The organism is Rhodococcus sp. NPDC057529, from assembly GCF_042802055.1.
Classification (GTDB): Bacteria; Actinomycetota; Actinomycetes; order Mycobacteriales; family Mycobacteriaceae; genus Rhodococcus_F.
In genome coordinates this window covers 291,624-313,883 of the sequence record NZ_JBHVEY010000001.1, presented here as the reverse complement: position 1 = coordinate 313,883, position 22,260 = coordinate 291,624, and the positions used below count along the sequence as shown (strand labels likewise).

General features: G+C 68.2%; 23 protein-coding genes. 9 read left to right on the top strand and 14 right to left on the bottom strand.

Annotated elements, in window-relative coordinates:
• The first annotated feature begins 265 nt into the window (after positions 1-265).
• On the top strand, positions 266-1,084 hold the full coding sequence (locus ACFU5V_RS01465) for an amino acid-binding protein (RefSeq protein ID WP_378436686.1): 819 nt from the start codon (positions 266-268) through the stop codon (positions 1,082-1,084).
• A gap of 141 nt (positions 1,085-1,225) precedes the next feature.
• On the top strand, positions 1,226-1,717 hold the full coding sequence (locus tag ACFU5V_RS01460; RefSeq protein ID WP_378436684.1) for a helicase associated domain-containing protein: 492 nt from the start codon (positions 1,226-1,228) through the stop codon (positions 1,715-1,717).
• A gap of 31 nt (positions 1,718-1,748) precedes the next feature.
• Here the strand turns inward: ACFU5V_RS01460 and ACFU5V_RS01455 are convergent, their stop codons facing one another.
• Complete coding sequence (locus ACFU5V_RS01455; protein WP_378696267.1) at positions 1,749-2,393, bottom strand: superoxide dismutase family protein; 645 nt, start codon at positions 2,391-2,393, stop codon at positions 1,749-1,751.
• A gap of 258 nt (positions 2,394-2,651) precedes the next feature.
• Between ACFU5V_RS01455 and ACFU5V_RS01450 the strand changes: the two genes are divergently transcribed.
• Genes ACFU5V_RS01450 through ACFU5V_RS01435 form a run of 4 tightly spaced genes read left to right on the top strand, consistent with a single transcriptional unit; the run spans position 2,652 to position 6,832 of the window.
• Complete coding sequence (locus ACFU5V_RS01450) at positions 2,652-3,701, top strand: ABC transporter substrate-binding protein (RefSeq protein WP_378696265.1); 1,050 nt, start codon at positions 2,652-2,654, stop codon at positions 3,699-3,701.
• A gap of 56 nt (positions 3,702-3,757) precedes the next feature.
• Positions 3,758-4,765, top strand: coding sequence for a FecCD family ABC transporter permease (locus tag ACFU5V_RS01445; RefSeq protein ID WP_378696263.1), 1,008 nt, complete (start codon positions 3,758-3,760; stop codon positions 4,763-4,765).
• Complete coding sequence (locus ACFU5V_RS01440; protein WP_378696261.1) at positions 4,762-5,547, top strand: ABC transporter ATP-binding protein; 786 nt, start codon at positions 4,762-4,764, stop codon at positions 5,545-5,547. Before ACFU5V_RS01445 ends, ACFU5V_RS01440 begins: the two co-directional genes overlap by 4 nt.
• 13 nt (positions 5,548-5,560) lie before the next feature.
• Positions 5,561-6,832 carry an MDR family MFS transporter gene (locus ACFU5V_RS01435; RefSeq protein WP_378696259.1) on the top strand — a complete coding sequence of 424 codons (1,272 nt, stop codon included), beginning with the start codon at positions 5,561-5,563 and terminating at the stop codon, positions 6,830-6,832.
• On the opposite strand, the gene ACFU5V_RS01430 is transcribed toward ACFU5V_RS01435, so the two are convergent.
• The 3 genes from ACFU5V_RS01430 to ACFU5V_RS01420 form a co-directional block, all read right to left on the bottom strand.
• Positions 6,801-8,282 carry a carboxylesterase/lipase family protein gene (locus tag ACFU5V_RS01430; RefSeq protein WP_378696257.1) on the bottom strand — a complete coding sequence of 494 codons (1,482 nt, stop codon included), beginning with the start codon at positions 8,280-8,282 and terminating at the stop codon, positions 6,801-6,803. The genes ACFU5V_RS01435 and ACFU5V_RS01430 overlap by 32 nt on opposite strands.
• Before the next feature lie 97 nt (positions 8,283-8,379).
• Positions 8,380-8,814: a YciI family protein gene (locus tag ACFU5V_RS01425; RefSeq protein ID WP_378436688.1), complete on the bottom strand. Its 435-nt coding sequence runs from the start codon at positions 8,812-8,814 to the stop codon at positions 8,380-8,382.
• Positions 8,815-8,903: 89 nt separating this feature from the next.
• On the bottom strand, positions 8,904-9,689 hold the full coding sequence (locus ACFU5V_RS01420; protein ID WP_378696255.1) for an alpha/beta fold hydrolase: 786 nt from the start codon (positions 9,687-9,689) through the stop codon (positions 8,904-8,906).
• A gap of 164 nt (positions 9,690-9,853) precedes the next feature.
• Here ACFU5V_RS01420 and ACFU5V_RS01415 point away from each other — a divergent pair, with 164 nt between their 5' ends.
• Complete coding sequence (locus tag ACFU5V_RS01415; protein WP_378696253.1) at positions 9,854-10,504, top strand: type IV toxin-antitoxin system AbiEi family antitoxin; 651 nt, start codon at positions 9,854-9,856, stop codon at positions 10,502-10,504.
• Positions 10,483-10,908 (top strand): nucleotidyl transferase AbiEii/AbiGii toxin family protein, encoded by a 426-nt coding sequence (locus ACFU5V_RS01410; RefSeq protein ID WP_378696251.1) that lies wholly within the window; start codon positions 10,483-10,485, stop codon positions 10,906-10,908. The genes ACFU5V_RS01415 and ACFU5V_RS01410 overlap by 22 nt, the downstream gene beginning before the upstream one ends.
• An 80-nt stretch (positions 10,909-10,988) precedes the next feature.
• Here ACFU5V_RS01410 and ACFU5V_RS01405 read toward each other — a convergent pair whose 3' ends face one another.
• From ACFU5V_RS01405 to ACFU5V_RS01385, 5 genes are all read right to left on the bottom strand, one after another.
• Entirely contained in the window at positions 10,989-11,753 is a 765-nt protein-coding gene (locus ACFU5V_RS01405) for an IclR family transcriptional regulator (protein ID WP_378696249.1), read from the bottom strand.
• Positions 11,754-11,890: 137 nt separating this feature from the next.
• Positions 11,891-12,886: a cyclase family protein gene (locus ACFU5V_RS01400; protein WP_378696247.1), complete on the bottom strand. Its 996-nt coding sequence runs from the start codon at positions 12,884-12,886 to the stop codon at positions 11,891-11,893.
• On the bottom strand, positions 12,883-13,158 hold the full coding sequence (locus tag ACFU5V_RS01395) for a hypothetical protein (protein ID WP_378696245.1): 276 nt from the start codon (positions 13,156-13,158) through the stop codon (positions 12,883-12,885). Before ACFU5V_RS01395 ends, ACFU5V_RS01400 begins: the two co-directional genes overlap by 4 nt.
• A 19-nt stretch (positions 13,159-13,177) precedes the next feature.
• Positions 13,178-14,515, bottom strand: a complete 1,338-nt coding sequence (locus ACFU5V_RS01390; protein WP_378696243.1) for a TRAP transporter large permease subunit — start codon at positions 14,513-14,515, stop codon at positions 13,178-13,180.
• Positions 14,512-15,873 (bottom strand): NAD(P)-binding domain-containing protein, encoded by a 1,362-nt coding sequence (locus tag ACFU5V_RS01385; RefSeq protein WP_378696241.1) that lies wholly within the window; start codon positions 15,871-15,873, stop codon positions 14,512-14,514. Before ACFU5V_RS01385 ends, ACFU5V_RS01390 begins: the two co-directional genes overlap by 4 nt.
• A 375-nt stretch (positions 15,874-16,248) precedes the next feature.
• Here ACFU5V_RS01385 and ACFU5V_RS01380 point away from each other — a divergent pair, with 375 nt between their 5' ends.
• Positions 16,249-17,007 carry an alpha/beta hydrolase gene (locus tag ACFU5V_RS01380; protein ID WP_378696239.1) on the top strand — a complete coding sequence of 253 codons (759 nt, stop codon included), beginning with the start codon at positions 16,249-16,251 and terminating at the stop codon, positions 17,005-17,007.
• Positions 17,008-17,092: 85 nt separating this feature from the next.
• Here the strand turns inward: ACFU5V_RS01380 and ACFU5V_RS01375 are convergent, their stop codons facing one another.
• From ACFU5V_RS01375 to ACFU5V_RS01355, 5 genes are all read right to left on the bottom strand, one after another.
• Positions 17,093-17,392, bottom strand: a complete 300-nt coding sequence (locus tag ACFU5V_RS01375; RefSeq protein WP_378696237.1) for a hypothetical protein — start codon at positions 17,390-17,392, stop codon at positions 17,093-17,095.
• Between the two features lie 222 nt (positions 17,393-17,614).
• Positions 17,615-19,075, bottom strand: a complete 1,461-nt coding sequence (locus ACFU5V_RS01370) for an APC family permease (RefSeq protein ID WP_378696235.1) — start codon at positions 19,073-19,075, stop codon at positions 17,615-17,617.
• 88 nt (positions 19,076-19,163) lie between these two features.
• A complete protein-coding gene (locus ACFU5V_RS01365; protein WP_378696233.1) occupies positions 19,164-19,991 on the bottom strand; it encodes a MoaF C-terminal domain-containing protein in 828 nt (275 codons plus the stop codon).
• Positions 19,992-20,046: 55 nt separating this feature from the next.
• Entirely contained in the window at positions 20,047-21,495 is a 1,449-nt protein-coding gene (locus ACFU5V_RS01360) for an aldehyde dehydrogenase family protein (RefSeq protein ID WP_378696231.1), read from the bottom strand.
• A 181-nt stretch (positions 21,496-21,676) separates the two neighbouring features.
• Positions 21,677-22,258, bottom strand: coding sequence for a TetR/AcrR family transcriptional regulator (locus tag ACFU5V_RS01355; protein WP_378696229.1), 582 nt, complete (start codon positions 22,256-22,258; stop codon positions 21,677-21,679).
• Between the last annotated feature and the right edge of the window lie 2 nt (positions 22,259-22,260).

Below are 22,260 nucleotides of genomic sequence, written 5' to 3'. Positions count from 1 at the left end.
AGGGGGGGGAGGGGGGGAAAGGAAGGGGGGGGGGGGGGTCTCCGCCCGTTGCCCCCCCCCACACCCCCCCCTCCCACCGGGACACCCCCCCCCGCCCCCCCCCCCGCTTCCATGTCCCCGCTCACACCAGCCGCGCGGAGTCTTCCGCACCACATGTCTGCTGTGCCACATTCCTGCTGCACGCCAACGTATTTCACGATCGACCGTCACACCACCGACCGTGTGAGGAAACCGCTTCGCAATACGGCGGGTCGACAGTGGGGGCATGAACGATCCCGTGAGAGAACCCGGAGTTCACGTGAACGCGTGCGAGGCGTGCGGCCGGCTTCCGCATCCCCGCCGCGTCCGGCTGGCGCTGGCGAAGCTGTGCGCCGTGTTTCCCGTCGAGCTGTTACTTCACGCCTTGGTCATTCATTTCCACGTCTCCTATCTGATCACCGTCGCGGTCCTCACCGTCACCACCACCGTGTTGGTGATCTGGGTGGTCGAGCCGTCGGCGATGCGGCTCCTCGGCGGGTGGTTGCACGGTCCCGCGGACGGCAAGCACGGCCACCTCGTGACCGGACAGTCGCTCTGGCGCATCCGCGTCCGGGTGAGCGATCGCCCGGGACAGCTGGAATCGCTGGCCCGCAACCTCGCGGAGCGAGGTGCCAACATCCTGACCGTGCACGTTCATCACCTGGACGGCGGTTCACTCGACGAATTGATCGTCGGGGCGTGCCGGGACACGACGCCCGAGGCACTGTCCAATGCCGTTCGCGCCGGCGGCGGTCACGATGTCGGCATCTGGCCCGCGTCGGCGCTCGCCCTGATCGACGGCCAGACCAAGGCATTGACGTTGGCGTCGCGGGTGGTGGCCGATCCGTCCGAACTTCCCCTGTCGATCGCGGAACTCCTCGGGGCCCAGTACGTCGATACGCGCGTGACCGACGTTTCCACCACGGCGGCGAGCGTCGAGATCCCGTCGGGTGATGAGCTGCTCGTCTTCGCCCGGTCGGCGGACGAGCCGTTCACGCCGGCCGAGATCGCCCGCGCCCGCCGCCTCGGCGAACTCGCGCAGAAGACGCGGGAGATGGCGCTGTAACGGTCCGCAGGGACGGTCATTCGCACACAATTGCACCCCAACACGAGCCGACTTCCGTGACAGATCGTCAATGTGTTTGACATACTTGAACTAATGACTACCCGGACACTGTTTCACGGCTCTCACAAGGATGCGATCTCGATGCGAGATAACCAGTCCGCAGCCTCCGCCTTGCAACTCTACTGCGCCTTTCGGCATCAGCATCCGCGCAGCGTGATGCCCTCCGACTACGTCACCGACTGCGGTTTCCGACTCGGACGGTGGCAGGATCGCCAGCGCGTGGCCCGCATGCTGGGCACCCTGCCGCCCCAACGCATCCAGCAACTCGACGCGATCGGCTTCCTGTGGAGCGATGACGCCGTCCCACTCCCGGCCGTGTCACCGGCCGACAGCAAGCGGCGACGGATGCTCACCGCCATCGCCGCCTACCGCGAAGAGCACGGCAACGCACTCGTTCCCGCGAACTACGTCACCGCCGACGGAGAACAGGTGGGCCAGTGGCTCTATCGAGCGGTGAAGAAGTGGCGGGCCGACGCACTGCCCGACGAAGAGCGTCGCCCGCTCGTCGTGCTCGGTGTCTCCCCCGGTCCGCGCCCACGAGGGCCGCGAACCGCGGCTTCGCACGTCGGATAGGCATTCCGCCGGTCACCACCGGCTGGAGCCGTCAGAAGTCCTCGTTGATGCAGGCCAGGCGATCACCGGCCATCCCGGCCTGACCGGGACCGGTCATGGTGTGCTGCGCGTGGAGCACTACGGAATTGGCCTCGCCTTCGCGAAACTCCCAGTCGACCGTCGTCGACGCCTGCGCGTTGCCGCTCGCGTCGGTGGTGACGTCGAGCCAGATCCCGTTCCGAGGGTTCGCGTATGCCGGATCCGAAGACGGCGATTCCGGGGTGGCAGCGGGATCGACATCGTTCTGATAGTGGGGTCCCGAATCCGAGGGTTTCGGTCCGCACGGCCGCGTGTGCGCGTGCACCCCGAAGTCACGGTTGGGCGCGAGTCCGGTCGCGGTGAACGTCACCGTCGTGCGGCCGTCCTGTCCCTCGGATTCGAGATGGACGGAGGAACCCACCGGGACAGCCACTTCGTCGTAGGTGAACGCGTTGTCCTCGCTCGCACCTTCCACGGGAAGTTGGAAGCCGTCGCCTGTCGTGCCGGGAAGTGGGACAGGCACGCTAGTCGTCGTTTCGGCGGAAACCGGGGGTGTCTCGACGGTGGCATCCGTCGACGCATCGTCGCTGCCGCACCCGGCTGCGACGAGCGCGGTCAGCGACACTCCAGCGATCAGAGTTGCTCGTCGTGTGTACATGATTCCCGCGTACCCGCGGATCGCATCACCGAATCCGGATTCGACACCGGCACGGACCGGTCGTGCTGTTTCCGTCGAAGAGCACGTTCGCTCCTGAATATGGCCGAAACAACACACCAATTAGTTAGGTTAGGTTTACTTCGTGATAACGTTCACGCGCTTCCTCGCGTGCACGTGCTGATCGCTCTTTTCGTTCGACAGCCGGGATCGACGCCCGAGCGGGGCGCTGATCCTGGACGAACAGAAAGCATGACGAGCGTGAGAACATCCGTGGGCCGAATCGGCCTCGTGGCCATCGCCGCAGTACTGGCGAGCACCCTGGCCGCCTGTGGGCAATCCGAAACCGTCGACGACTCCGGCGCCGCCCGGGCCGGCGAGGGCAGCACGAGCTACCCCCTCGTCCTCGACAACTGCGGACAGCAGGTCACCGTCGACGCCGCGCCGCAGCGGGTGGTGTCACTGGACCAGGGCTCGACCGAAATCCTGTTGTCGCTCGGCCTCGCCGACCGGCTGGTGGGCACGGCGTCGTGGACGGACCCGATCCGCGAGAACCTCGCGGAGGCCAACGCGTCGGTGCCGCGGCTCGCGGACAACGCCCCGACGTACGAGGTGGTCCTGGACGCCGATCCGGACTTCGTGACGGCGTCGTTCGGCCGGCATTTCAAGCAGGGCGGCGTGGCGGAGCGCGCCCGGTTCGCCGAGACCGGAGTCGAGTCGTACCTGTCTCCCACCGACTGCGACAACGGGGTCAGCATCAACGGCGGCGGCAAGCGCACGAACCCCCTGACGATGGACGCGCTGTACCAGGAAATCGGTGAGCTCGCCGCGGTATTCGACGTGACCGAGCGCGGCACACAGCTGATCGGCGAATTGAAGGAACGAGAAGCCGCGGCACTGGCGTCCATCGAGAAGTCGACCGTGTCGACGGCATTCTGGTTCGCCGACACCAAGAGTCCGTACGTGGCCGGCGGTCTGGGGTCCGCGAGCCTCCTCGCCCGCTCCGTCGGTGCCACCAACGTGTTCTCCGATCTCACCGACGACTGGTCGCCCGTGGGCTGGGAGATCGTGGTGGAACGGAACCCGGACGTCCTGATTCTCGGCGACCTGCTCCGCAACCGCTTCCCCGGTGACCTGCTGGCGGACAAGATCGCCTTCCTCGAATCCGACCCGGTGACGCAGAACCTCGACGCGGTGCGCAACAAGCGGTACATCGCCCTGCACGGCGCCGAGATGAACCCGTCCATCCGCGCCGTCGACGGCCTCGAGAAGGTCGCTACCGGCCTGCGCGATCAGAAGGTCCCGTCCTGACCGCCACCCTCGACCACGCCGACACCGGTGTCCCCGCACCGGTTCGGCGGCGGTGGGTGTTCGGGACACTGATCGCGACCGGCGGGATCGTCGCGCTCGGACTGTCCATTCTCGTCGCGGTCACGCTCGGACCGGCGGACGTCTCACTGGTCAATGTTCGCGACGTCCTGCTCAATCACCTGGGGCTCGCGGATATTCCGGTGCGGCTGTCGAAGAACGCGATCGTGTGGGAGGAGCGCCTGCCCCGGGCACTGGTCGCCGCCGCGTGCGGCGCCGGACTCGGACTCTGCGGCGTCATCATGCAGTCGCTGCTGCGCAACCCGCTCGCCGACCCGTTCGTTCTGGGAATCTCGTCGGGTGCGTCGACCGGTGCCGTGGTGGTGGGCGTGCTCGGCGTCGGTGGCGCCGCACTCGGACTGTCCGGAGGCGCGTTCATCGGCGCTCTGGTCGCGTTCGGGCTGGTGTTGCTGCTCGCCCACATCTCCGGTGGCAACAACGACCGCGTCATCCTGGCGGGCGTCGCGAGCACCCAATTGTTCTCGGCGCTCACGTCGTTCGTCATTTTCGCGTTCGCCGATTCCGACGAGACCCGCGGCGTGATGTTCTGGCTGCTCGGCTCCCTCGAGGGCGTCCGCTGGGACGACGTGACCCTGTGCGCGATCGTGGTGTTCGCCGGCACCGCCCTGTGCCTGCGCTACGCGTACGTCCTCGACGCCTTCTCCTTCGGCGACGAGGTGGCCGCGTCGCTCGGCATCGCCGTCGGCAAGGTTCGCCTGCTGCTGCTGGTGGTCACGGCGATCATCACCGCGACCCTCGTCAGCGTCGCCGGCGCAATCGGCTTCGTCGGACTGGTCCTCCCCCACGCCGCCCGATTCCTCGTGGGCCCCACACACAGTCGGCTGATCCCGGCGACCGCGGTGATGGGCGCCGTCTTCATGGTGTGGGTGGACGCCGTCTCCCGGGTCGCGTTCGCACCCACCCCACTGCCGGTGGGTGTCGGCACCGCCCTCGTCGGCGTCCCCGCGTTCATCGTCATCCTGTCCCGGCGAAGGAGAGCCCAGTGACACTCCACGCAGACGGCGTCACCTGGAACCGTGGGGGCGCACTGGTCGTCGACGGCGTCACCGTCACACCGGCACAGGGGGCGACGGTGGGTCTGCTCGGACCCAACGGATCCGGCAAGTCCTCGCTCCTGCGCCTGCTCAACGGCGTCGTCCGCCCCACCTCGGGTGTCGTCACCCTCGACGGCAACGACCTCACCACCGTGCGGCGCAAGGACATTGCGCGCGCCGTCGCCGTCGTCAGCCAGCACGCCGACACCGACGTCGACATCAGTGTGCGCGACGTCGTGCGACTCGGACGTATCCCGCACCGCGGAACGTTCGGTGGCAACCCGGCCGCCGACGACGCCGCCGTCGCCGCCGCGCTCGAGCACACCGGCCTCACGGCCAAGGCGGATCGGCTCTGGCACAGACTGTCCGGCGGCGAGAAGCAGCGAGTGCAGATCGCCCGTGCCCTGGCTCAACAACCGCGCGAGCTGCTCCTCGACGAGCCGACCAACCACCTCGACATCCATCACCAACTGGAGTTGCTCTCGCTCGTCACGCGGCTGCCGGTCACCAGCGTGATCGCCCTGCACGACCTCAACCTCGCCGCCATGTTCTGCGACACGGTCATCGTGCTGAAGGAGGGTCGCGTCGTCGCGGGCGGAACCCCCGCCGACGTGCTGACGTCGGACCTGATCGCCCAGGTGTACAACGTCCGGGCCGAGGTACTCGTCGACGAGGCCAAGGGGCGGTTGTCGATCCTGTTCGAGCCGGGTCCGGTTCCCGTTCCCGTCCACTGAGGAACGACAACTCGTGACGGAAACGGACACCCGCCGGCGCTTCGTGGGTCGATGGTCGCTGCTGAGCAGTCTGGCCGCGGCGACCCCGGAGGTCCGGCTGCTCGTCCTCACCCAACTCGCGTTCAACGTCGGCTTCTTCATGGTGCTGCCCTACCTGTCGGTGTACCTGTCCGACGATCTCGGTCTGCGGGCGGCATTCGTCGGCGCCGTGCTCGGTCTCCGCACCTTCTCGCAGCAGGGGCTGTTCTTCGTCGGCGGCACGCTCGCCGACCGCTGGGGCGTCAAACCGGTGGTCCTCACTGGTTGCGTCTGCCGCATCCTCGGTTTCGCCGGGTTGGCCCTGTTCACGTCCGTGCCCGGGATCGTGGTCGCGACCGTCCTGACCGGGTTCGCGGGCGCGCTGTTCTCGCCCGCTGTCGAATCGGCGCTCGCCACGGCCGCCGGGCGCACCGACGACGCGGGACGGTCCCGGGTGGACGCGTTCGCTCTGTTCACCGTGTGCGGGCAGATCGGATCGTTCACCGGGCCACTGGTCGGATCGGTGCTGCTGCTCGCCGACTTCTCGGCCGCGTGCCTCGCCGCAGCCGGGGTATTCGTCGCGATCCTGCTCGCGCACCTGCGGTGGCTGCCGTCCGGGCCCGGCGCCCACGCCACCGACAGGTGGCGAGACGGCTGGCGGGAAGTCCTCGGAAACAGGCCGTTCCTCCTCTTCGCCGCGGCGATGAGCACGCAGTTGGTCGCGTACAACCAGCTGTACCTGCTGCTGCCACTGGAGGTGGAGCGGGCCTGGGGATCGCAGTCCCCGCTCGGCTGGTTCTTCGCCCTGTCCTCGGTGTTCGTCGTCGCCGCCCAGTTACCCATCACGAGACGGGCGCACACCCACGCCGCACTACCTCTCGGCCTCGCCGTCATGGCCGTCGGTTTCGCCGTCATGGCCGTCGCCGTCCCCGCCCGGCCCCACGGGATACCCGGACTGATTCCACCCGCCGCCTTCGTACTCCTGCTCGCACTCGGCCAGATGATCGCCATGCCCGTCGCCCGAGATGCGATCGCCCGCATGGCCTCCGGTCGCCGGCTCGGAACGTACTACGGCGTTTTCGCCTCCATCGGCGGAGCCGCCGTCCTGCTCGGATCCGTCGCCGTCGGCGCCCTGACCGACGCCGTGCCGTCTACCGGGTGGCCCCTCGCCGCACCGTGGTGCGCTGTCGGAGCACTCCTCACCGGCAGCGCACTGACCGTTCGTGTCGCGTTTCCTACTCGCCGGCGGGACGAGACCACCGGCTGAATCCGGCGCCGATGTCGTCGGGAGCGGTGTCCTCGCCGAGTCGGGGGCCGGCGTCGAACCTCATCGCTTGTCGAGCGATGTCGTAGGTGGGCCAGCCGGGGTCCCCGTGGGTTGCGAAATCGAGCCAGGCTCGGTGCATCGCGCGGGTGAGGGCGTCCGGTGCGTTTTCGCCGACGAGGCCGCGGCATGCCTGTGTGGTGTCGAAGACGAAGGGGACGTCGAGGCCGTGTGCGGCGCCGTGCAGTGGTGATCGCCATGCGAATTCGTAGACGTAGGCGGGGCCGGGGTGACGGTGCGCGGTGCGGCGGCTCGGCGATCGGAACATCAGATCCGTGTAGGCGGCGGTGAGTGCCTGCGCGGGGGTGACGGCCGGGTCGTGGAGACGGTGTCGTTCCAGGAGCGCGTCGGCCTCGGGGTAGGTGGCGGCCAGTTCGGCGACGGCGTCATCCGCGTCGAAGGCGGCGAACGCGTCGGCGCCGAAACCGAGGTTGGCTTCCTCGAGTGTCGTGCCGATCAACAGTTCGACGCTGTGTGCGTGGGTGCTCGGGACTCCGACCGGGTCGGGGAGGACGTCGTCCCCCGTGGTGGGGAGGAACAGTGCGCGTCCGTGTCCTGGGTCGACACCGTTGTCGTCGCGCAGATCTGGGCGGGGCGCGGTTCTGAGCAGGGCACCCTGCGCGCGCAGCAGGTCGGGGGCAGGGCATGCTCGGAACGCGTCCGCGGTCGGGGAGGTTCCGAGCCTGGCGGCGACTGCCTTCGTGAGTTCTTCGGTGAGCGCGAGTGGGCGGGCCATCTCGTCGTGTCCGCTCTGGACGATCGCACGCCGGAACAGTCCCGCGGCCGGCGGGGAGTGCAGCAGGAACGCGACCGAGGTGCCGCCCGCCGATTCGCCGAAGACGGTGACGTTGTCCGGGTTCCCGCCGAACCCGGCGATGTTGTCGCGAACCCAGTGCAGTGCGGCGATCTGGTCGCGCAACCCAATGTTCGTGGCACCGGGCAGCGCGAGGAAGCCCTCCGCGCCGAGTCGGTAGTTGACGGTGACCAGGACGACGCCGTCGCGCGCGAACGCCGTGCCGTCGAACGCCGGTGCGGCACCCGAGCCGATCATGAACCCGCCGCCGTGGAGGTAGACCATCACCGGGAGCCCGCTCGTGCCGGGGTCGGGTGTCCAGACGTTGAGATTGAGGTAGTTGCCGTCTCCGGTCACCCATCCGGGCCCGACCAGCGGCGCCAGACACGCCTGAGTGGGATGCAGTTGCGGCTGGGGTGCGGTCGCGCCGTAACCGGTGGCGTCCCTGGTCCCCGACCATCGTTCGGCCGGAGCCGGCGGTGCGAATCGGCGTTCGCCCGCCGGGGCTGCCGCGTAGGGGATTCCCAGGAAGCGGGCGACCCCGTCGGTGTGGTCACCGGAGAGTCGCCCCGCCTCTGTGTTCACGGTACGGACGGTCATCAGCGACATTCCCTTTCGTGTGGCCAGGCCGAGGGGTCGTTCGAATCGGTTCCCCTCGACCCAGCCTGCCACGAGGCTTCGATGCCGGCCGGAACTGTCAGGCCCCCAGGCCCGATCCACCGTGGCAGTCCGAGATGGTCGGGGGCGCGGTCAGGAACGGGCGCAGCTCGAGCCATTCGTGGATCGGCTTCCCACCCGCACCGGGCGCCGCCGACAGCTCCCCGGCCAGTTCGAGCGCCCGCTCGTGGGATTCGACGTCGATCACCATCCAGCCGGCGATCAGGTCCTTCGTCTCCGCGAACGGGCCGTCGGTGACCGGCGGCCGCCCCTCGCCGTCGTAACGGACGAACGTCCCCTCCGGTGACAGCGCCTGACCGTCGACGAACTCCCCGGTCCCCTCCAGCTTGGTCGCGAAATCCTGCATGTACTGCACGTGCGCCGAGATCTCCTCCGGCGTCCACTCCGCCATCGGCACGTCGTTGACCGCCGCCGGCGCGCCGCGGTAATGCTTGAGCAGAAGGTACTTGGCCATCATGTTCTCCTCGGTAACGGTGCGACCCATTCTGGCCGCATTCACCCCAGGGACGGAGCCGAACACCGGTTCTCGACATCGCCTCCGAACTATTTCCGATCGACGCGATCGAGCCAATCACCGAACAGTGCGGCGAGCAGTGCGGGCCGCTCGTGCACGAGCGCATGACCGGCGTCCTCGACGACAGCCAGGGCGGCGTGCGGATAGCGCTCGAGCAATTCACACGCGTCGGCGTACCCGGCGACCGAATCGCGCCTGCCGGCCACGATCAGCGTCGGCCCCGGGAACACACTCGACCCGACGTCGACCGCCCACCCGGCGAAGATGCGGCCGAGCGCCTCCTCGTCGAGGAGTGTCGTACCCGGCACCACATGGTCGCGGTAGCGGCGAGCGGTGGCCCGGGTGCGCACGACGAAGTACTCGCCGAACCCCGCCCACAGCGCACGGTCGAGTTCGTCGTAGGCATCGGCGTCCCGACGAACCACGGTGTGGTCGGGCACGTTCCGCGACCGCTCGGCGACCGGACACACCAACGCCAGACCGAGCACGACATCAGGACGCCGGGTGGCCACACCACGAGCCAGATAGGCGCCGTACGAATGCCCCACCAGCATCACCGGGCCCGCCCCGAGGCCGTCGATGAAGTCGCCGAGCAGCGTCACCACATCGTCGTTGCAGGTCAGACCGTCCGCTGTCGACAGGCCCATCCCCGGCAGGTCCGGGTAGATCCGCCGGTACCCCGTGCCCGGGACGACGGCCTCGATCGCCGCCTCGATCTCACGATGATCCACGCCGGCGCCGTGCAGGGCGACAATCGGCACACCACTACCGTGCTCGACCCAATGGACCACGGCTTCGTCGATCCGGCGCTCCATGGCAACACCCTAACGATCCACGGACCACACGAAGCGCACGAAGAACAGTCAGTCGAGCAAACGGAGAGCACGATTACGCAGCATCCTCCCGCGGTGATTGCACGACGTAGGAACATTACGTGGGCTTAGACCCTACGAAATGCGCACAGAAAGGTGGGACTTCTGTGACACGAGTACACACCACCGCCGTACCTGCACCACTTGCCAGGCGCCCGCTGCGAACCTTCCGCCCCCAGGACGCCACAGACGTTTACGCTCACCCCCGGCCCGAACTCGCCCGCCTGGTCGCCCGCGGCGTCCTGCACCGCGCCGCCCCCGGCTACTACATCGTCACGCCCCCCGAACACGCCGGCCGCCCCTGGATCCCGGGTCTCGAAGCCACCGCCGCCGGGATAGCCACCACCATCTACGGACCCGATGAGGCCATCGTGATGGGCATCAGTGCAGCACGCCTGCACCACGCGATACCCCGAGCGTTGGCCACCGCCATCGCCGCCGTCCCGCGCCGACACCGACCGATCACCCTCACGGACCGGCCCGCCACCATCGTCTTCCTCCGCCGCGACACCACCGAACTCGACGCCGAACGCATCGATACCCCACTCGGGGCCACACTGGTGACCACCCCCGAGCAAACCATCCTCGATCTGGCACGGTGGCCGCAACTCGGTGACGCCGAGATCGAAATCCCCACCGCGATCGCGACCCTCCACCAACGCAGCGACCACACGCGTCTGGCCGCCCTCGCCACCGAACAACACGGCATGGCCGCCGCTCTCACCCGAGCCGAAACATGGGCGAGGACACGGTCGTGAACCTCGACGAACGCGACGGTGTCGCCACTCAATTCGGGGTCGCGACCGACCAGGTCGAGCGAGACCACCTCATCCAGCGCTACAGCGACGCCCCGCCCGCCCGGCTGCTCGTACCGACGCTCGCCGCCTTCGCCGCCTCCAAAACCGCTACCTGGTGCGACCGCGCGGCCGCCCGCGACCTCTGGGACCTGTGGGCGCTGCCACACTCTTCCGCAAGTACGGACCCACCGGCAGGAATCCCGGCGACTACGCGTTTGCGAAACCACCGAGGGACCATGAGTGGCAATCACAGCTTGCCAGCCAGACCCGCCTGGCCGTCACCGCAAACGACGCCCTCCACACCGTCCGCACCGCCTGGTCGCAACTCCGCCCGGACAGCCACTGCGACGCGTGCCGGAACATGAACCGACGGTCGGCTGGAAGGCCAAGTCACCGATCCGCGCCGTCCACACGGGTCGCGCGAGACCCGGGGTGGAGAGATCCGCTAACCGGTGACCGGTACCCGTGCGCCGAGGGAGGTGGCGGCGCGACGGACTTCGGGGATCAGGTGCGCGATCTGGGCGTCGTCGAGGGCGTCGGTGGGTCCGGTGACGCCGAGGACGGCGACGAGGGTGCCGTCGGCGGCCCGGACGGGAGCGGTGACGGAGGCGATGCCGAAGAGGCGTTCGCTGACCGAGACCGCGAAGCCGTCGCTGCGGATCTTGTCGAGCTGCGCGGGCAGTTCGTCCTTCCGCAATGTGCCGCCGCCGGCGAGGGGAACGTCGCCGATGCCGGCGAGGATCGTCTCGACTTCCTCGGCGTCGAGGTGGGCGAGAATGGTCTTGCCTGCGCCGCCGAGGTACAGCGGGAGGCGCTCGCCGACGGGAAGTATGTAGCTGAGCGGGTGTTCGCTTTCGACTCGGGCGATCAGGACTCGCGAGTTTTCGACCCGCACGTATATCGACGCGGTGAAACCTGTGTTGGCGGCGAGTTGTTGCAGTGTGGGCTGGGCGAGGACGCTGAGCGGGTTGGTGACCATGAATGCGTGGGCGACGGCCAGCGCGGCGGGGCCGGCGGTGTAGGTGTCACCGATCCGCGCTGCGTAGCCGCGGTCGAGGAGCACCCCGAGGATGCGCTGGACGGTGGCGACGTGCAGAGAGGCGTGCCGGGCGACCTCACTCAATCGCAGTGGCTGCTTGGCGTCCTGCAGGACGCCGAGGACGTCGAACGCGCGGTCCAGGGAACGCATGTTGTTTGTCGGTGCCGCCATTGCGCCCCCTCCGGGTCGAGACCATCTCAGGTGAGTGGCGGTGTGCGCGCCTACGCACATCGCCACTCACCTGAGGCGAAGTACCACGCTTTCGATCGAACTTATCATTCTACGAGAACAATCGGGTGCGAGGACGATCAGCGGATGGCGGTCGCATTGCACGGTGAACCGACGCCGCCGACGAAGTTGAGCGGTTTCACGGTGACGAGGGCGTCCCAGGTACCGGTGCGGCGGCTGTCCTCGACGAGGGCCGTGAGGTTCCACAGTTCGCCGAGCGGGACGCCGAGTTTGCCGATCAGTTCCTGGTGCATCATGCCGGCGTCCTCGGGAGCGGACTCGGCGAAGGGGCTGCCGGGGAGTACGGGCAGGACCTCGACGGCGAAGGTGTCGGTGCCGAACAGGGCGATCTTGTTGTCCCACAACCATCGTGCGAGTTCGCGACTCTGCGCGAAGCCGGTGGAGCGGCGACCTGCGCGGACCTCGTTGCGCTGGTCGTCGGTGGCGGTCAGGTAACAGTGCGCCCAGCCGGTGTGGACGAGGATCAGATCGCCGTCCTGGATCCGGGCGTTCTGGCGGCCGAGGGCGGCGTCGAGGTCGGCGGCCTCGACCGCCGGTCCGCGAACGTGATCGAGTGGGGCGCCCCGGTCCGCGAACAGCCCTTCGAGGTCGAGGAGCAGTCCGCGGCCGACGATCGGATCTTGTGACCACGCCTGGATCCCGAGCGCGGGAGCGTTCTCGGTGACCTGGTCGTCGGGGGTGCCGTCGTAGTAGCCGTGTCCGGACACCCGTCGGTGGCGCAGCCCGTCGAGGTGGCTGCTGGCCTGCAGGTAGAAGCCGTCGAGCAGGTCGTCCCGGGATTCGGCGTGCGCGGAGACGATGGTGTGCTTCGGCGCCGTCCGCGACCGGGCCATCGGTGGGTCGAACGCTCCGAGCGGGTAGTCGAGGGCGAACACTGCACCCCGGGTGACCAGGCCGGCGGCGTCGCGGACCTGCCCGGGGCCTGCGAAGTTCGCCGTCCCCCGGTCCCGGTTGTCGAAGATTCCCCAGCTCGACCCGGCCGGGGCGCCGTCGGTGCGGGCGCACAGGTCGGTGTAGGTGGAGTCGGCGCCGATCGTGTTCGCGGGCGTGGTCATCCGACGTGCTCGTTGGCGCGGGCGGGAGAGTCCTCGTTTCCGAGGGCGTCCTCCTCTCCGCCGTGGTGGAAGTACGACAGCACGAAGGCCAGGAGTCCCGCGACGCCGGCGGATCCGTAGGCGTAGGGGGCGAGCAGTTCCTCGACGTGGGTGACGATGTGGCCGTCACCGAGGATCAGGCCGACGGTCTGGCCGAGCACGATCGCCAGTCCGCCGAGCAGGAACGCGACGACGCTGATGCGGAAGAGGGTGGAGAAGCTTTTCTGGAACATGAGGTTTCCTGTCGCGGGATCAGACGGGGAGGAGGCCGAGGGCGATGAGCACTCCGATGCCGAGGATGGGAACGCAGTAGTACTTCAGGAGCGGCATGAAGATCTTCGACGGGTCGATCCGGGCGATACCGGAGGCGACGTAGATCGGGGCGCCCGACGGCGGGGAGGCGCCTTCGGTGGACGCGAACACCAGGACGGCGGCCGCGGCCACGGGGGCGGCGATGCCGGTGCCGACCAGTGCGGCGACGGCGACGGGGCCGACCGAGGCCATGGTGGCGGAGGCGGTCAGCGGGATCGCGATGATGACGATGATGATGCCGACGAGGATCGCCATCAACCAGGACGGTGCGCTGAGGCTTTCGAGCATCGCGGTCAGCTGCTGAGGCAGCTTCAGCTTGGCCAGCACCGCCGAAGCGGAGAACGCGGCGACGATGGTGATGCCGATGACGCCGAACTGGGGTGCCGCGTCGCCGAGGACTTTCCACCAGCCCGTGGTGGTCCTGGGCAGGTGCCGGCGGCCGAGGAAGAGCACCAGCAGGATCATCAGGACCGGGATCCAGGTGATCAGGCTCAGGGCACTCGACATCACCAGGTCGGTGTAGTGCGCGATGGGGGCGGCGATCGGCCCGCGGGTGAGCAGCAGCGGGATCAGGATCGGGACGAACAGCAACAGCGAGGTCCAGCCGACACGCAGGCTCCGTTTGACCGGGATGCGGTCCTCGGGGGCGATCGGCTGCAGGCCGTTCTTGCGCACCAGGTAGTAGCTCAGCACGAGCCGGTAGCCGAGGCACCAGAGGCCGGCGATGGCGAGCGGGACGATGATGTCGTCGGCGGCCATCATGCCGGTGACGGTGCTCGATCCGACCAGGATGAACATGGTGGCACTGAACGGGAACGTCACGCCCATGCCGGCGCAGCCGGCGACGACGGTGGCGGACAGTTCACCGCTGACACCGGAGCGTTTCATCCACGGCACGGTCACCGAGCCGACCGCGGCGGTGACGGAGGCCCCGACGTGGGCGATGGCTCCGAACATGCCGCCGGCGACGGTGGAGGTGTAGATCGGGCCGCCGCGCAGCCGCCCCAGGAAGGAGTTGAGGATGTCGATGAGCCGGTCCAGCACCGGCGTCTTCGCGAGGATGAAACTCATGAAGATGAACGCCAGACCGGCGAACGTCACTTCCTCCTGCATCGAGTCGACGAAGCCGTCCCACATGTATTTCGGGGCGTCGCGACCGGCGAACGCACCGACGACGACGAACCCGACGATCATCGACTCGCCGATGTTGCGTTTGAGGACCGCGTTCCAGAAGACGATGGAGGCGATGAACGCCAGCAACGCCCAGATGGCGATCATGATGCGACCTTGCGGGCGGCGATGATCGCGGCGCGGCGCTGCGCCTCGTCTGCTTCGACCGCGCGGCCACCGGCGAGGCTGGTGAATGCCTCGGCGGCCGGGATGATGATGACGCCGTCGTCGTCGGCGACGACCAGATCGCCGGGTGCGCAGACGACGCCGCCGACCGCGACCGGGACGTCGATCTTGCCGGGGCCGTCCTTGTAGGGGCCTGCCGGGTTGACCGCGCGGGCCCACACGCCGAACCCGATTTCCTGCAGGACGTCGATGTCGCGGGCAGCGCCGTCGATGATCATGCCGACGCAGCCGCGGGAGCGGGCGCGTTCGGCGATCAACTCACCCATCAAGGCCCGGTTCCGGTCGCCCTGTCCGTTGATGACGATCACCTCACCCGGCTGTACCTTGGCCAGCGCCTCGTGCAGCGCCTTGTTGTCGCCGGCCCGGGTCCACACGGTGCGGGCACGACCGACGATGCGTGCACCCTTCCACATTGCGTGGATACCCGAATCGACCATGCCCATGCGCTGGCGGGCATCGCCGATGTTGGCGACCGGGAGTCCAGCGTAGGCGTCGGGCAACTCGTCGGTGGCGCGTCCGTTCGCATCGGCGAGCGTGCGGTGCGCCTGTGCCGTGGCGGACGTGAGGACCGGGCGGACGCCGAGGGTGTCGAGGAGTTCGACCGAGGCGGTCGCCTCCACCGAGCGTCGCGCGGCGTGCTTGCGGGTGCCGTCCCGCAGCCGGTCCAGGGCCGCGAAGCTGCCGGACAGCTCGCCGGCGATCTGGGCACGCACCCACTGCTCGGCGTCGGCGGCGATCCCGGCATCGACCGATTCGACGATCAACGCGCCGAGGCCCTTCATGAACGTGCTGCGCAGCAGCTTGCGGTTCGAGGCGTCCCCGGGGGCGCCGCCGATGTCCTCGACCGAGGCGCCGAGTTCTTCGAAATATGCTGTTGCCGAAGCCGATCCGTCGCCGCTGATCACGAGGGCGGTGCGCGCCCCGTTGGCGGGAACCGAGCCGACGACTGCGACGTCGGCGAACGAGGCACCGGCCTCGGTGACCAAGTGCGCGACCTGCGCCTTGATCTCGGCCGCAGCGGCGTTCATGTCCGCGAAGCAGACGCCGTCCGACAGATGGGGGGCAGCGTCGGCGGCGGCCCGCACGGCCACCTTCGCACTGGTCAGGCTGAGCACCAGATCCGCGCCCCGGACGGCGTCGGCGACGGCGTCGAAGCGCAGCACCCCCGCCGGGGTGGCGGTGTCTGCCGGGTCGAAGCCGGTCACCTCCCAGCCCTTCGCGAGGAATCCCGACGAGTAGAGACTTCCGGCTTCACCGAGCCCGAGAACAGCGACCTTCATGATTTCCTCTCATACTGTGATAACGTCTATCACATGATGTAGTAATCGTGGTCACAGAGAGCGGTGGTTGTCAAGGCATCACAGCTCCCGAGAAGTCGGAGGGAACACGGCGCGGGCACCACAGGCCACGCGCCATTTCGGCATGTCAGGCGGTGGCTGCGGGAACACGGTCACGAGACTCGACGGGCGGCCGGAAAATGATTGGCGGGCACGACGCCCGCACTGCTAACGTCCGGGAGACCGTGACTTCGAGCGAGGAGGTGAGACCCATGAACGCAGTACGCAGGTGGGTGCTCCCCCTCTTCACGGCCGGGCGATCGACGTAGGTGTCGCCGGGAGCGCCTCGACAACTAGGCAATCCCGAAAGGCAACACCATGCACTTCACCTCCGAGGCATCGTCGAACGGTGTCATCGAACGCAACTTCACCCTGGGCGAGATCACCGGCGTACTCTGGTCGCCCGTATCCGGAACTGTCGGCGCACCGCTGCTGCTGTCGGGGCACAGCGGCGGCATGCATAAGAGGGCGCCTGGGCTGGTCGCCGGCGCACTCGACTGCGTGAGCACCTACGGGTACACCGTCGCCGCCATCGACGCGCCCGGACACGGTGACCGGCCGCGGAACACTCAGGACCAGCGGTGGGGCGACGCGATCCATCAGGCCCGGGCGGCGGGCGAGCCGATCGCCCCGATCGTCATCGAATACAACGCGTCGCTGGCGGAGCGCGCGGTGCCGGAATGGCAGGAAACCCTCGACGCCCTGCAGGCGCTACCCGACATCGGCACCGAAGCGCCCGTCGGCTACGGCGGCATGACGTTGGGTGTCGTGACCGGGCTGAAGCTGGCGACGGTCGAACCCCGGATCGCCGCCCTGAGCATCGGTGCGGTCTTCGTCGACGACGCTCTGATCGAGACGGCACGACAGATCACCGTCCCGGTCGAGTACCGGATTCCGTGGGACGACGAGTACATCGACCGCCGAGCCGGTCTCGCGTTGTTCGACGCCTTCGCCTCGAGGGAGAAAACACTGCACGCCCACCCGGGCGGGTACAACCAGGTGCCCGACTACGAGCGGGACAGCTCGGCCCGGTTCTTCGCCCGTCACCTCCGCCGGGCCGGCGCGGCACCGGCCTGACGTGACCGGTATCGGCGGCCGGACACCCAGCTCGGCCGCCGATACCGATGTCGCCCTTCCAGATCCGCACGATGCCCGGCGTAGATCAGGCGTGCAGTGTGAAGCCGATCCCGCGGACGGTGTGGATGCCCTTCAGTTCGAATTCGTTTCTGGTCAAAAGAATTCGGGCGTCGTGTATTTCGGCTGCACTGCGCGCAGTGTCCAGGGTGCTGGACGCGGGATGTGACGGATTCAGTACCGGGCGTGCGAGGCGCCGGAGCAACGCGCGTAGCCGGGCGAAGGCTTCATCGCGAACAACCGGAGCAATCAAGACGTCGTCGGCGCCGGTATCGAGGAGCTCGCACACGCTGTCGGAGTCGGTCGGTTGAGGTCCGGTGACCGCCACGATGCCGATGCCCGGTCCTGTAATTCTGACCGCCCCGACGGCCGCGATGCCGTCGAGGCGGGAGTCGGGTGCCGATGATGACGACATCGGGTCGCTCAGGCGTGGAATGCACGCCTGCTCCGCGGATCACGCGGAAGCCGGCGCCGGCTGGGAGCCGGGTGGTGTGTGGGTGCCGGCTGGGGCACGGCCACGACTGCGTGGGCGGCGGAGTGGGGGTGAGTGTCAGACGAGTTCGGCTTGGTAGTCGATGTTCGGGCGTAGTGCCGCCCAGCAGAATCCCAGTGCCGCGCAGAGCGGGATCAGCAGCAGCAGCCATCGTGCGACGCCGCCCTGTCCGCCGAGCAGGACGTCGTAGTTCTGCACGGCGAGCCACACGACCACCGCGAATCCGAGGAGTGCGCCGGCGGGTGCCACCGTGGTTTTCCAGATACTCGTCTCCAGGCGGGTGCGGACGAAGAAGGCGATGATCGACGCCGAGGTGAGGGCGAGGATCACGATGAGCGAGACGGTGCCCAGGGACAGCAACCAACTGAAGGTGACGGTGATCGGGTCCGCGCCGGCGAGTTCGAAGACGGCGAGGATGATCGCGAGCGCGACGCCGACTACCAAGGCGGCCGCAGCGGGCGTGCCGGTCTTGGCGTTGGCTTCACCGAGGCGGTGCGGCAGCACCTTCGCTCGTCCCAGCGCGTAGAGGTAGCGGGAGAACATGTTCTGGAAGCCGATAAGCATGGCGATGAAACTGGTCACCACCAGGATTTCCATCACCGTGCTCAACCAGGCACCGACTTCGGACTCGGCGATGGCGAACACGAATCCGGCCGGGTCGTCGGTGGCGGCGGCCTGGACGGCGTCCGCGCCGACCGAGTTGCCCAGCGCCCAGGTCGTCAGGGCGTAGAAGACGCCGATGAACGCGATCGAGGTGTACACGGCGCGGGGAATGGTGCGGTGTGGGTCCTTCGCCTCCTCGGAGAAGACGACGGTGGCCTCGAAACCGGTGAAGCAGGTGATGCAGAACAGGAATGCCACACCGAGCCCGGGACCGACCAGCGCGGACGGATCGAAGGCCGCCGGCGAGTTCCCCGAGACGCCGCCCCCGAAAATGATCGCGACGTCCAGGACGACGAAGGCGGCGACCTCGAGCAACACGAGCAGCCCCAGTACCTTCAGGCTGACGTCGACACCGCGGACGGTGAGTGCGGTGACCACGGCCAAGGTGGCGAACAGCAGCACCCACGCCGGCACGTCGACACCGAGTTTGTCGGTGATCAACTGTTGCGCGAACACCGAGTACTGGGACCACAGGGCCGCCTGCAGCGCCGTGTAGGCCAGGATGGCCAGCCCGGCGGCGGCAGTGGCCAGTCGCGGCCCGAATCCCTGCGCGATGTATGCGACGAAGCCGCCGGCATTGGTGATGTGCCGGCTCATCGTCACATACCCCACGGAGAAGACGACGAACAACAGGGCCGCCAGCAGATACGTCGCGGGGGCGGCGACGCCGTTGACGGAAAAGACGACGGGAGAGGCGCCGACGATCGCGGCCATCGGGGCGACTGCGGCGACGACGAAGAACACGATCGCCGCAACCCCGAGCCTGCCGGCCCGCAACCCCGCCCGCCCCTCCCCGGGGGGCTCGTTGTGACCGGTGTTCTGCGGCGGGACGGCCTGGTGGGGAGGGGTGGACATGGGAGCCTCCGAAGAAAGACATTCGCGGGGTAGTGCGGGGTGGGTGTCGCGGCGTGTTCGTGGGTGACAGTTGGCGGACGGATCCGCGTCAGGCCGTGGGTCCGGGGCGGGCGTCGTCGACAGACGGGGTGCGTTCGAATTCGCGCGCGTACGAGCCCATGGTGATGTTGACCAGATCACCGCTCTGCTGGTCGATGCCGAATTGGATGCCGACGGTGCGGAGGGCGTTCAGGTCGACCAGGACCATGCCCTCGACGCCGACATTCTTCTCCAGCCAGGAGAACAGGTACGTGTGCTCGCGCAGCTTCCAGTAGGTGCAGCTGTCGGTGTCACCCACACCGAGCTCGGCGCCGCCGATGCACAGCCAGGTGAAGAGGTTCTCGTTGAGATAGACGTGGTCGTAGACGTCGTCGCGGCTGTAGGCGTAGCGCACCCGGCGCCCGATCAGCTCGTCGGTCGGCTCGTGGGCGTCGGCTGAGGGGGCGGCGCTGCCGGCGATCTGGCCTTGGAACCACCGCTGGCGGGCGAGGTGGGGGTTGGGGCCGAGTCCGAGTTCGCCGACCGCGCCGGTGACCTGACCGGTGGTCAGATCGAGTGCGGCGCTGACCACGACCGGGTGGTCCTCGCCGCTGCGCCGGTAGTGGAGGTAGAACAGTCCGGGTTGCATCTCGAACAGCTCGTAGGTCTCGGTGCCGGCCTGCTCGCCGGTATGCCAGCTCAGTTCTGCTTCGGAAAATGCGTGGGTGAGGGTGAACTCGTCACCCGAATCCACGAAGCGGGCGTTCAGGGTGAGTTCCCGGCCGTCGAGGGCGCGGCTGTAGGCGGGCCGGTATTCGTCGAAGCCGTCGGCCATCTCGCTCAGTGAGGCCCAGTCGTCCTTGTTCCAGCTGAAGGCCGAGGTTGTGGAGGTGCTCATGGTGTCAGGTGTCCTTGGTTCTGTGGGGATTTCCGTGGGTCGTTCGGGGCCCGGGTCAGCCGAGGTTGACCCAGACGCCCTTGGTCTCGGTGAATTCGTCGATGGCGTTGGAGCTCATCTCCCGGCCCCATCCGCTGGAACCGAATCCGCCCCACGGGGCGGCGGGATCGAGGAACGGCAGCATGTTGACGAAGACACTGCCGGCGTGGATCGACGCGGCGAGGTTGTGCGCCAACTCGAGGTCCTTGGTCCAGATGCAGGCGGCCAGACCGTAATCGGTGTCGTTGGCGCGGGCGGCGAGCTCGTCGGCGTCGTCGTAGGACAGGATCGACAGCACCGGCCCGAAGATCTCCTCGCGGGCGATGGTCATGTCATCGCGCACACCCGAGAACACGGTGGGCGCGAAGAAGTTTCCGCCGGACAACTCTCCGCCGACGCGGCTGCCGCCGGTCACCAGTTGCGCGCCCTCGGCGACCCCGGCGTTGACGAGACGCTCGACGTGGTCGGCGTGCTCGGGCGAGGCCAGCGGGCCGATCACCGTCTCCGGAGACATGCCGGGACCGATCGGCAGCGCGCCCGCCGCGGCGGCGATCTTCTCGGTGAACTCGTCCACCCGCTTCGAGTCGACGAAGAATCGCGTGTAGGCGGCACAGACCTGACCGCTGTTGAGCAGGGCGCCCTGTAGGTTCCCCGCGACCGCTGCGTCGATATCCGCATCCCGCGCAATGACACTCGGCGCCTTGCCGCCGAGTTCGAGGGTGACTCGCTTGAGGTTGCCCGAGGCGGCGACGACGATTTGCTTACCGACCGCGGTCGACCCGGTGAACGACACCTTGTCGACGTCGGCGTGCTCGGTGAGGGCCTTGCCTGCTTCTGGACCGCCGGTCAGGCAGTTCACGACTCCGGGCGGGAACCCGGCGTCCACGCACAGCCCGGCCAGGAACACGGTGCTCAGCGGCGTCTGTTCGGCGGGCTTGAGGATCACCGTGTTGCCGCAGGCCAGCGCCGGGGCCAGCTTCCAGGCGGCGATCATCAGCGGGAAGTTCCACGGGGTGATCAGGGCACACACTCCGACCGGTTCCCGGCGGGTGTAGTGCATCGTGTTGGGGATCGACACCGCCGAGTTCTTGCCCTCGATCTTGGTGCACCAGCCGGCGTAGTAGCGGAAGACCTCGGCAGCCATGGTGAGGCTGACGGTCTTCGCGACCCCGAGCGGCTGGCCCTGGTCGCGGGTTTCGAGTTCGGCGAGTTCGTCGGCGTGCTGCTCGATCAGGTCGGCGACCTTCCACAGCAGCCGCGCGCGGGCGGCGGGCACCAGTGCCTTCCACGCCGGATCGGTCAGCGCCTGCCGCGCCGCCGCGACCGCGGCGTCGACGTCCGCTGCGCCGGCGTCCGCGACCGTGCCCAGCGGCTCACCCGTCGCCGGATCGTAGGTCTTGAACTCGGCACCGGACCGGGCCGGAACCCACCGGCCGTCGATCAGCAACTGCTCGCGCACATCCATTGTGAGAACTCCTCGAAATACTCGTGACCAGGTCACGTGACGTGAATCTCACTCTGCTCCCGAATCGGCGGAACCGCATTGCCCGGAACCGTACAAGTATTGACTAATCCCGCACACCTTCGGCGGCAGGACAATCAAGAGATTCACCGGAAACCACGTGGGGGAGCACGGGTCCCGCACCTCACTCGACGAGCGTGCGCAGAAACCGGCGCAGGTGCGCGAGCGCGGCCTCGTTGAGTTCGGGGCGGTCGAGGGTGATCTGCTGAAAGATCAGCCCGTCGGCTGCCGCGATGAACAGCTGAGCCATCGCCTCGTCGCAGTCGATTCCGCCGTGCGCCAACTCTTCACGCAGCGCCTGACGATAGGTGCCGTACAGAGACTCGACGTGCGGACGCAGCTCGGGACGGCGCCGCGATTCGAGGATCAGTTCGTACTGGAAGGCCTGCTCGTCAGGATTGACGACGACCATCCCGATCAGTCCGGCGAAGATCGCGTCGAGATCACCGGTGCCGGGCCGGGTACTGATCGAGGCGACGCTGTTCTCGACGGAATACTGCAGGGCAGCGTCGAGCAGGGCGTCGCGGCTGCCGAAGTGGTGGGCGACGAGGCCGTGCGTGACGTTCGCCTCGCGGGCGACGGCCCGGTAGGTCAGATGTCGCAGCCCCTGGGCGGCGACGACGTGGACGGCGGCGGCGAGCAGAGCCTGTCTGCCCTCGCCGTACATCGGCGAACTCCGACCCGGCGTGGACGTAACAGCGGTCATCG

What these genes read in the sequence shown, in the direction of transcription:
- ACFU5V_RS01410 (WP_378696251.1), top strand. Translation starts at nt 10,483, where the DNA reads ATGGGCGAGGACACGGTCGTGAACCTCGACGAACGCGACGGTGTCGCC.
- ACFU5V_RS01420 (WP_378696255.1), bottom strand. Translation starts at nt 9,689, where the DNA reads ATGGAGCGCCGGATCGACGAAGCCGTGGTCCATTGGGTCGAGCACGGT.
- ACFU5V_RS01370 (WP_378696235.1), bottom strand. Translation starts at nt 19,075, where the DNA reads ATGTCCACCCCTCCCCACCAGGCCGTCCCGCCGCAGAACACCGGTCAC.
- ACFU5V_RS01390 (WP_378696243.1), bottom strand. Translation starts at nt 14,515, where the DNA reads ATGATCGCCATCTGGGCGTTGCTGGCGTTCATCGCCTCCATCGTCTTC.
- ACFU5V_RS01380 (WP_378696239.1), top strand. Translation starts at nt 16,249, where the DNA reads ATGCACTTCACCTCCGAGGCATCGTCGAACGGTGTCATCGAACGCAAC.
- ACFU5V_RS01425 (WP_378436688.1), bottom strand. Translation starts at nt 8,814, where the DNA reads ATGGCCAAGTACCTTCTGCTCAAGCATTACCGCGGCGCGCCGGCGGCG.
- ACFU5V_RS01405 (WP_378696249.1), bottom strand. Translation starts at nt 11,753, where the DNA reads ATGGCGGCACCGACAAACAACATGCGTTCCCTGGACCGCGCGTTCGAC.
- ACFU5V_RS01365 (WP_378696233.1), bottom strand. Translation starts at nt 19,991, where the DNA reads ATGAGCACCTCCACAACCTCGGCCTTCAGCTGGAACAAGGACGACTGG.
- ACFU5V_RS01465 (WP_378436686.1), top strand. Translation starts at nt 266, where the DNA reads ATGAACGATCCCGTGAGAGAACCCGGAGTTCACGTGAACGCGTGCGAG.
- ACFU5V_RS01360 (WP_378696231.1), bottom strand. Translation starts at nt 21,495, where the DNA reads ATGGATGTGCGCGAGCAGTTGCTGATCGACGGCCGGTGGGTTCCGGCC.
- ACFU5V_RS01455 (WP_378696267.1), bottom strand. Translation starts at nt 2,393, where the DNA reads ATGTACACACGACGAGCAACTCTGATCGCTGGAGTGTCGCTGACCGCG.
- ACFU5V_RS01430 (WP_378696257.1), bottom strand. Translation starts at nt 8,282, where the DNA reads ATGACCGTCCGTACCGTGAACACAGAGGCGGGGCGACTCTCCGGTGAC.
- ACFU5V_RS01395 (WP_378696245.1), bottom strand. Translation starts at nt 13,158, where the DNA reads ATGTTCCAGAAAAGCTTCTCCACCCTCTTCCGCATCAGCGTCGTCGCG.
- ACFU5V_RS01385 (WP_378696241.1), bottom strand. Translation starts at nt 15,873, where the DNA reads ATGAAGGTCGCTGTTCTCGGGCTCGGTGAAGCCGGAAGTCTCTACTCG.
- ACFU5V_RS01460 (WP_378436684.1), top strand. Translation starts at nt 1,226, where the DNA reads ATGCGAGATAACCAGTCCGCAGCCTCCGCCTTGCAACTCTACTGCGCC.
- ACFU5V_RS01355 (WP_378696229.1), bottom strand. Translation starts at nt 22,258, where the DNA reads ATGACCGCTGTTACGTCCACGCCGGGTCGGAGTTCGCCGATGTACGGC.
- ACFU5V_RS01400 (WP_378696247.1), bottom strand. Translation starts at nt 12,886, where the DNA reads ATGACCACGCCCGCGAACACGATCGGCGCCGACTCCACCTACACCGAC.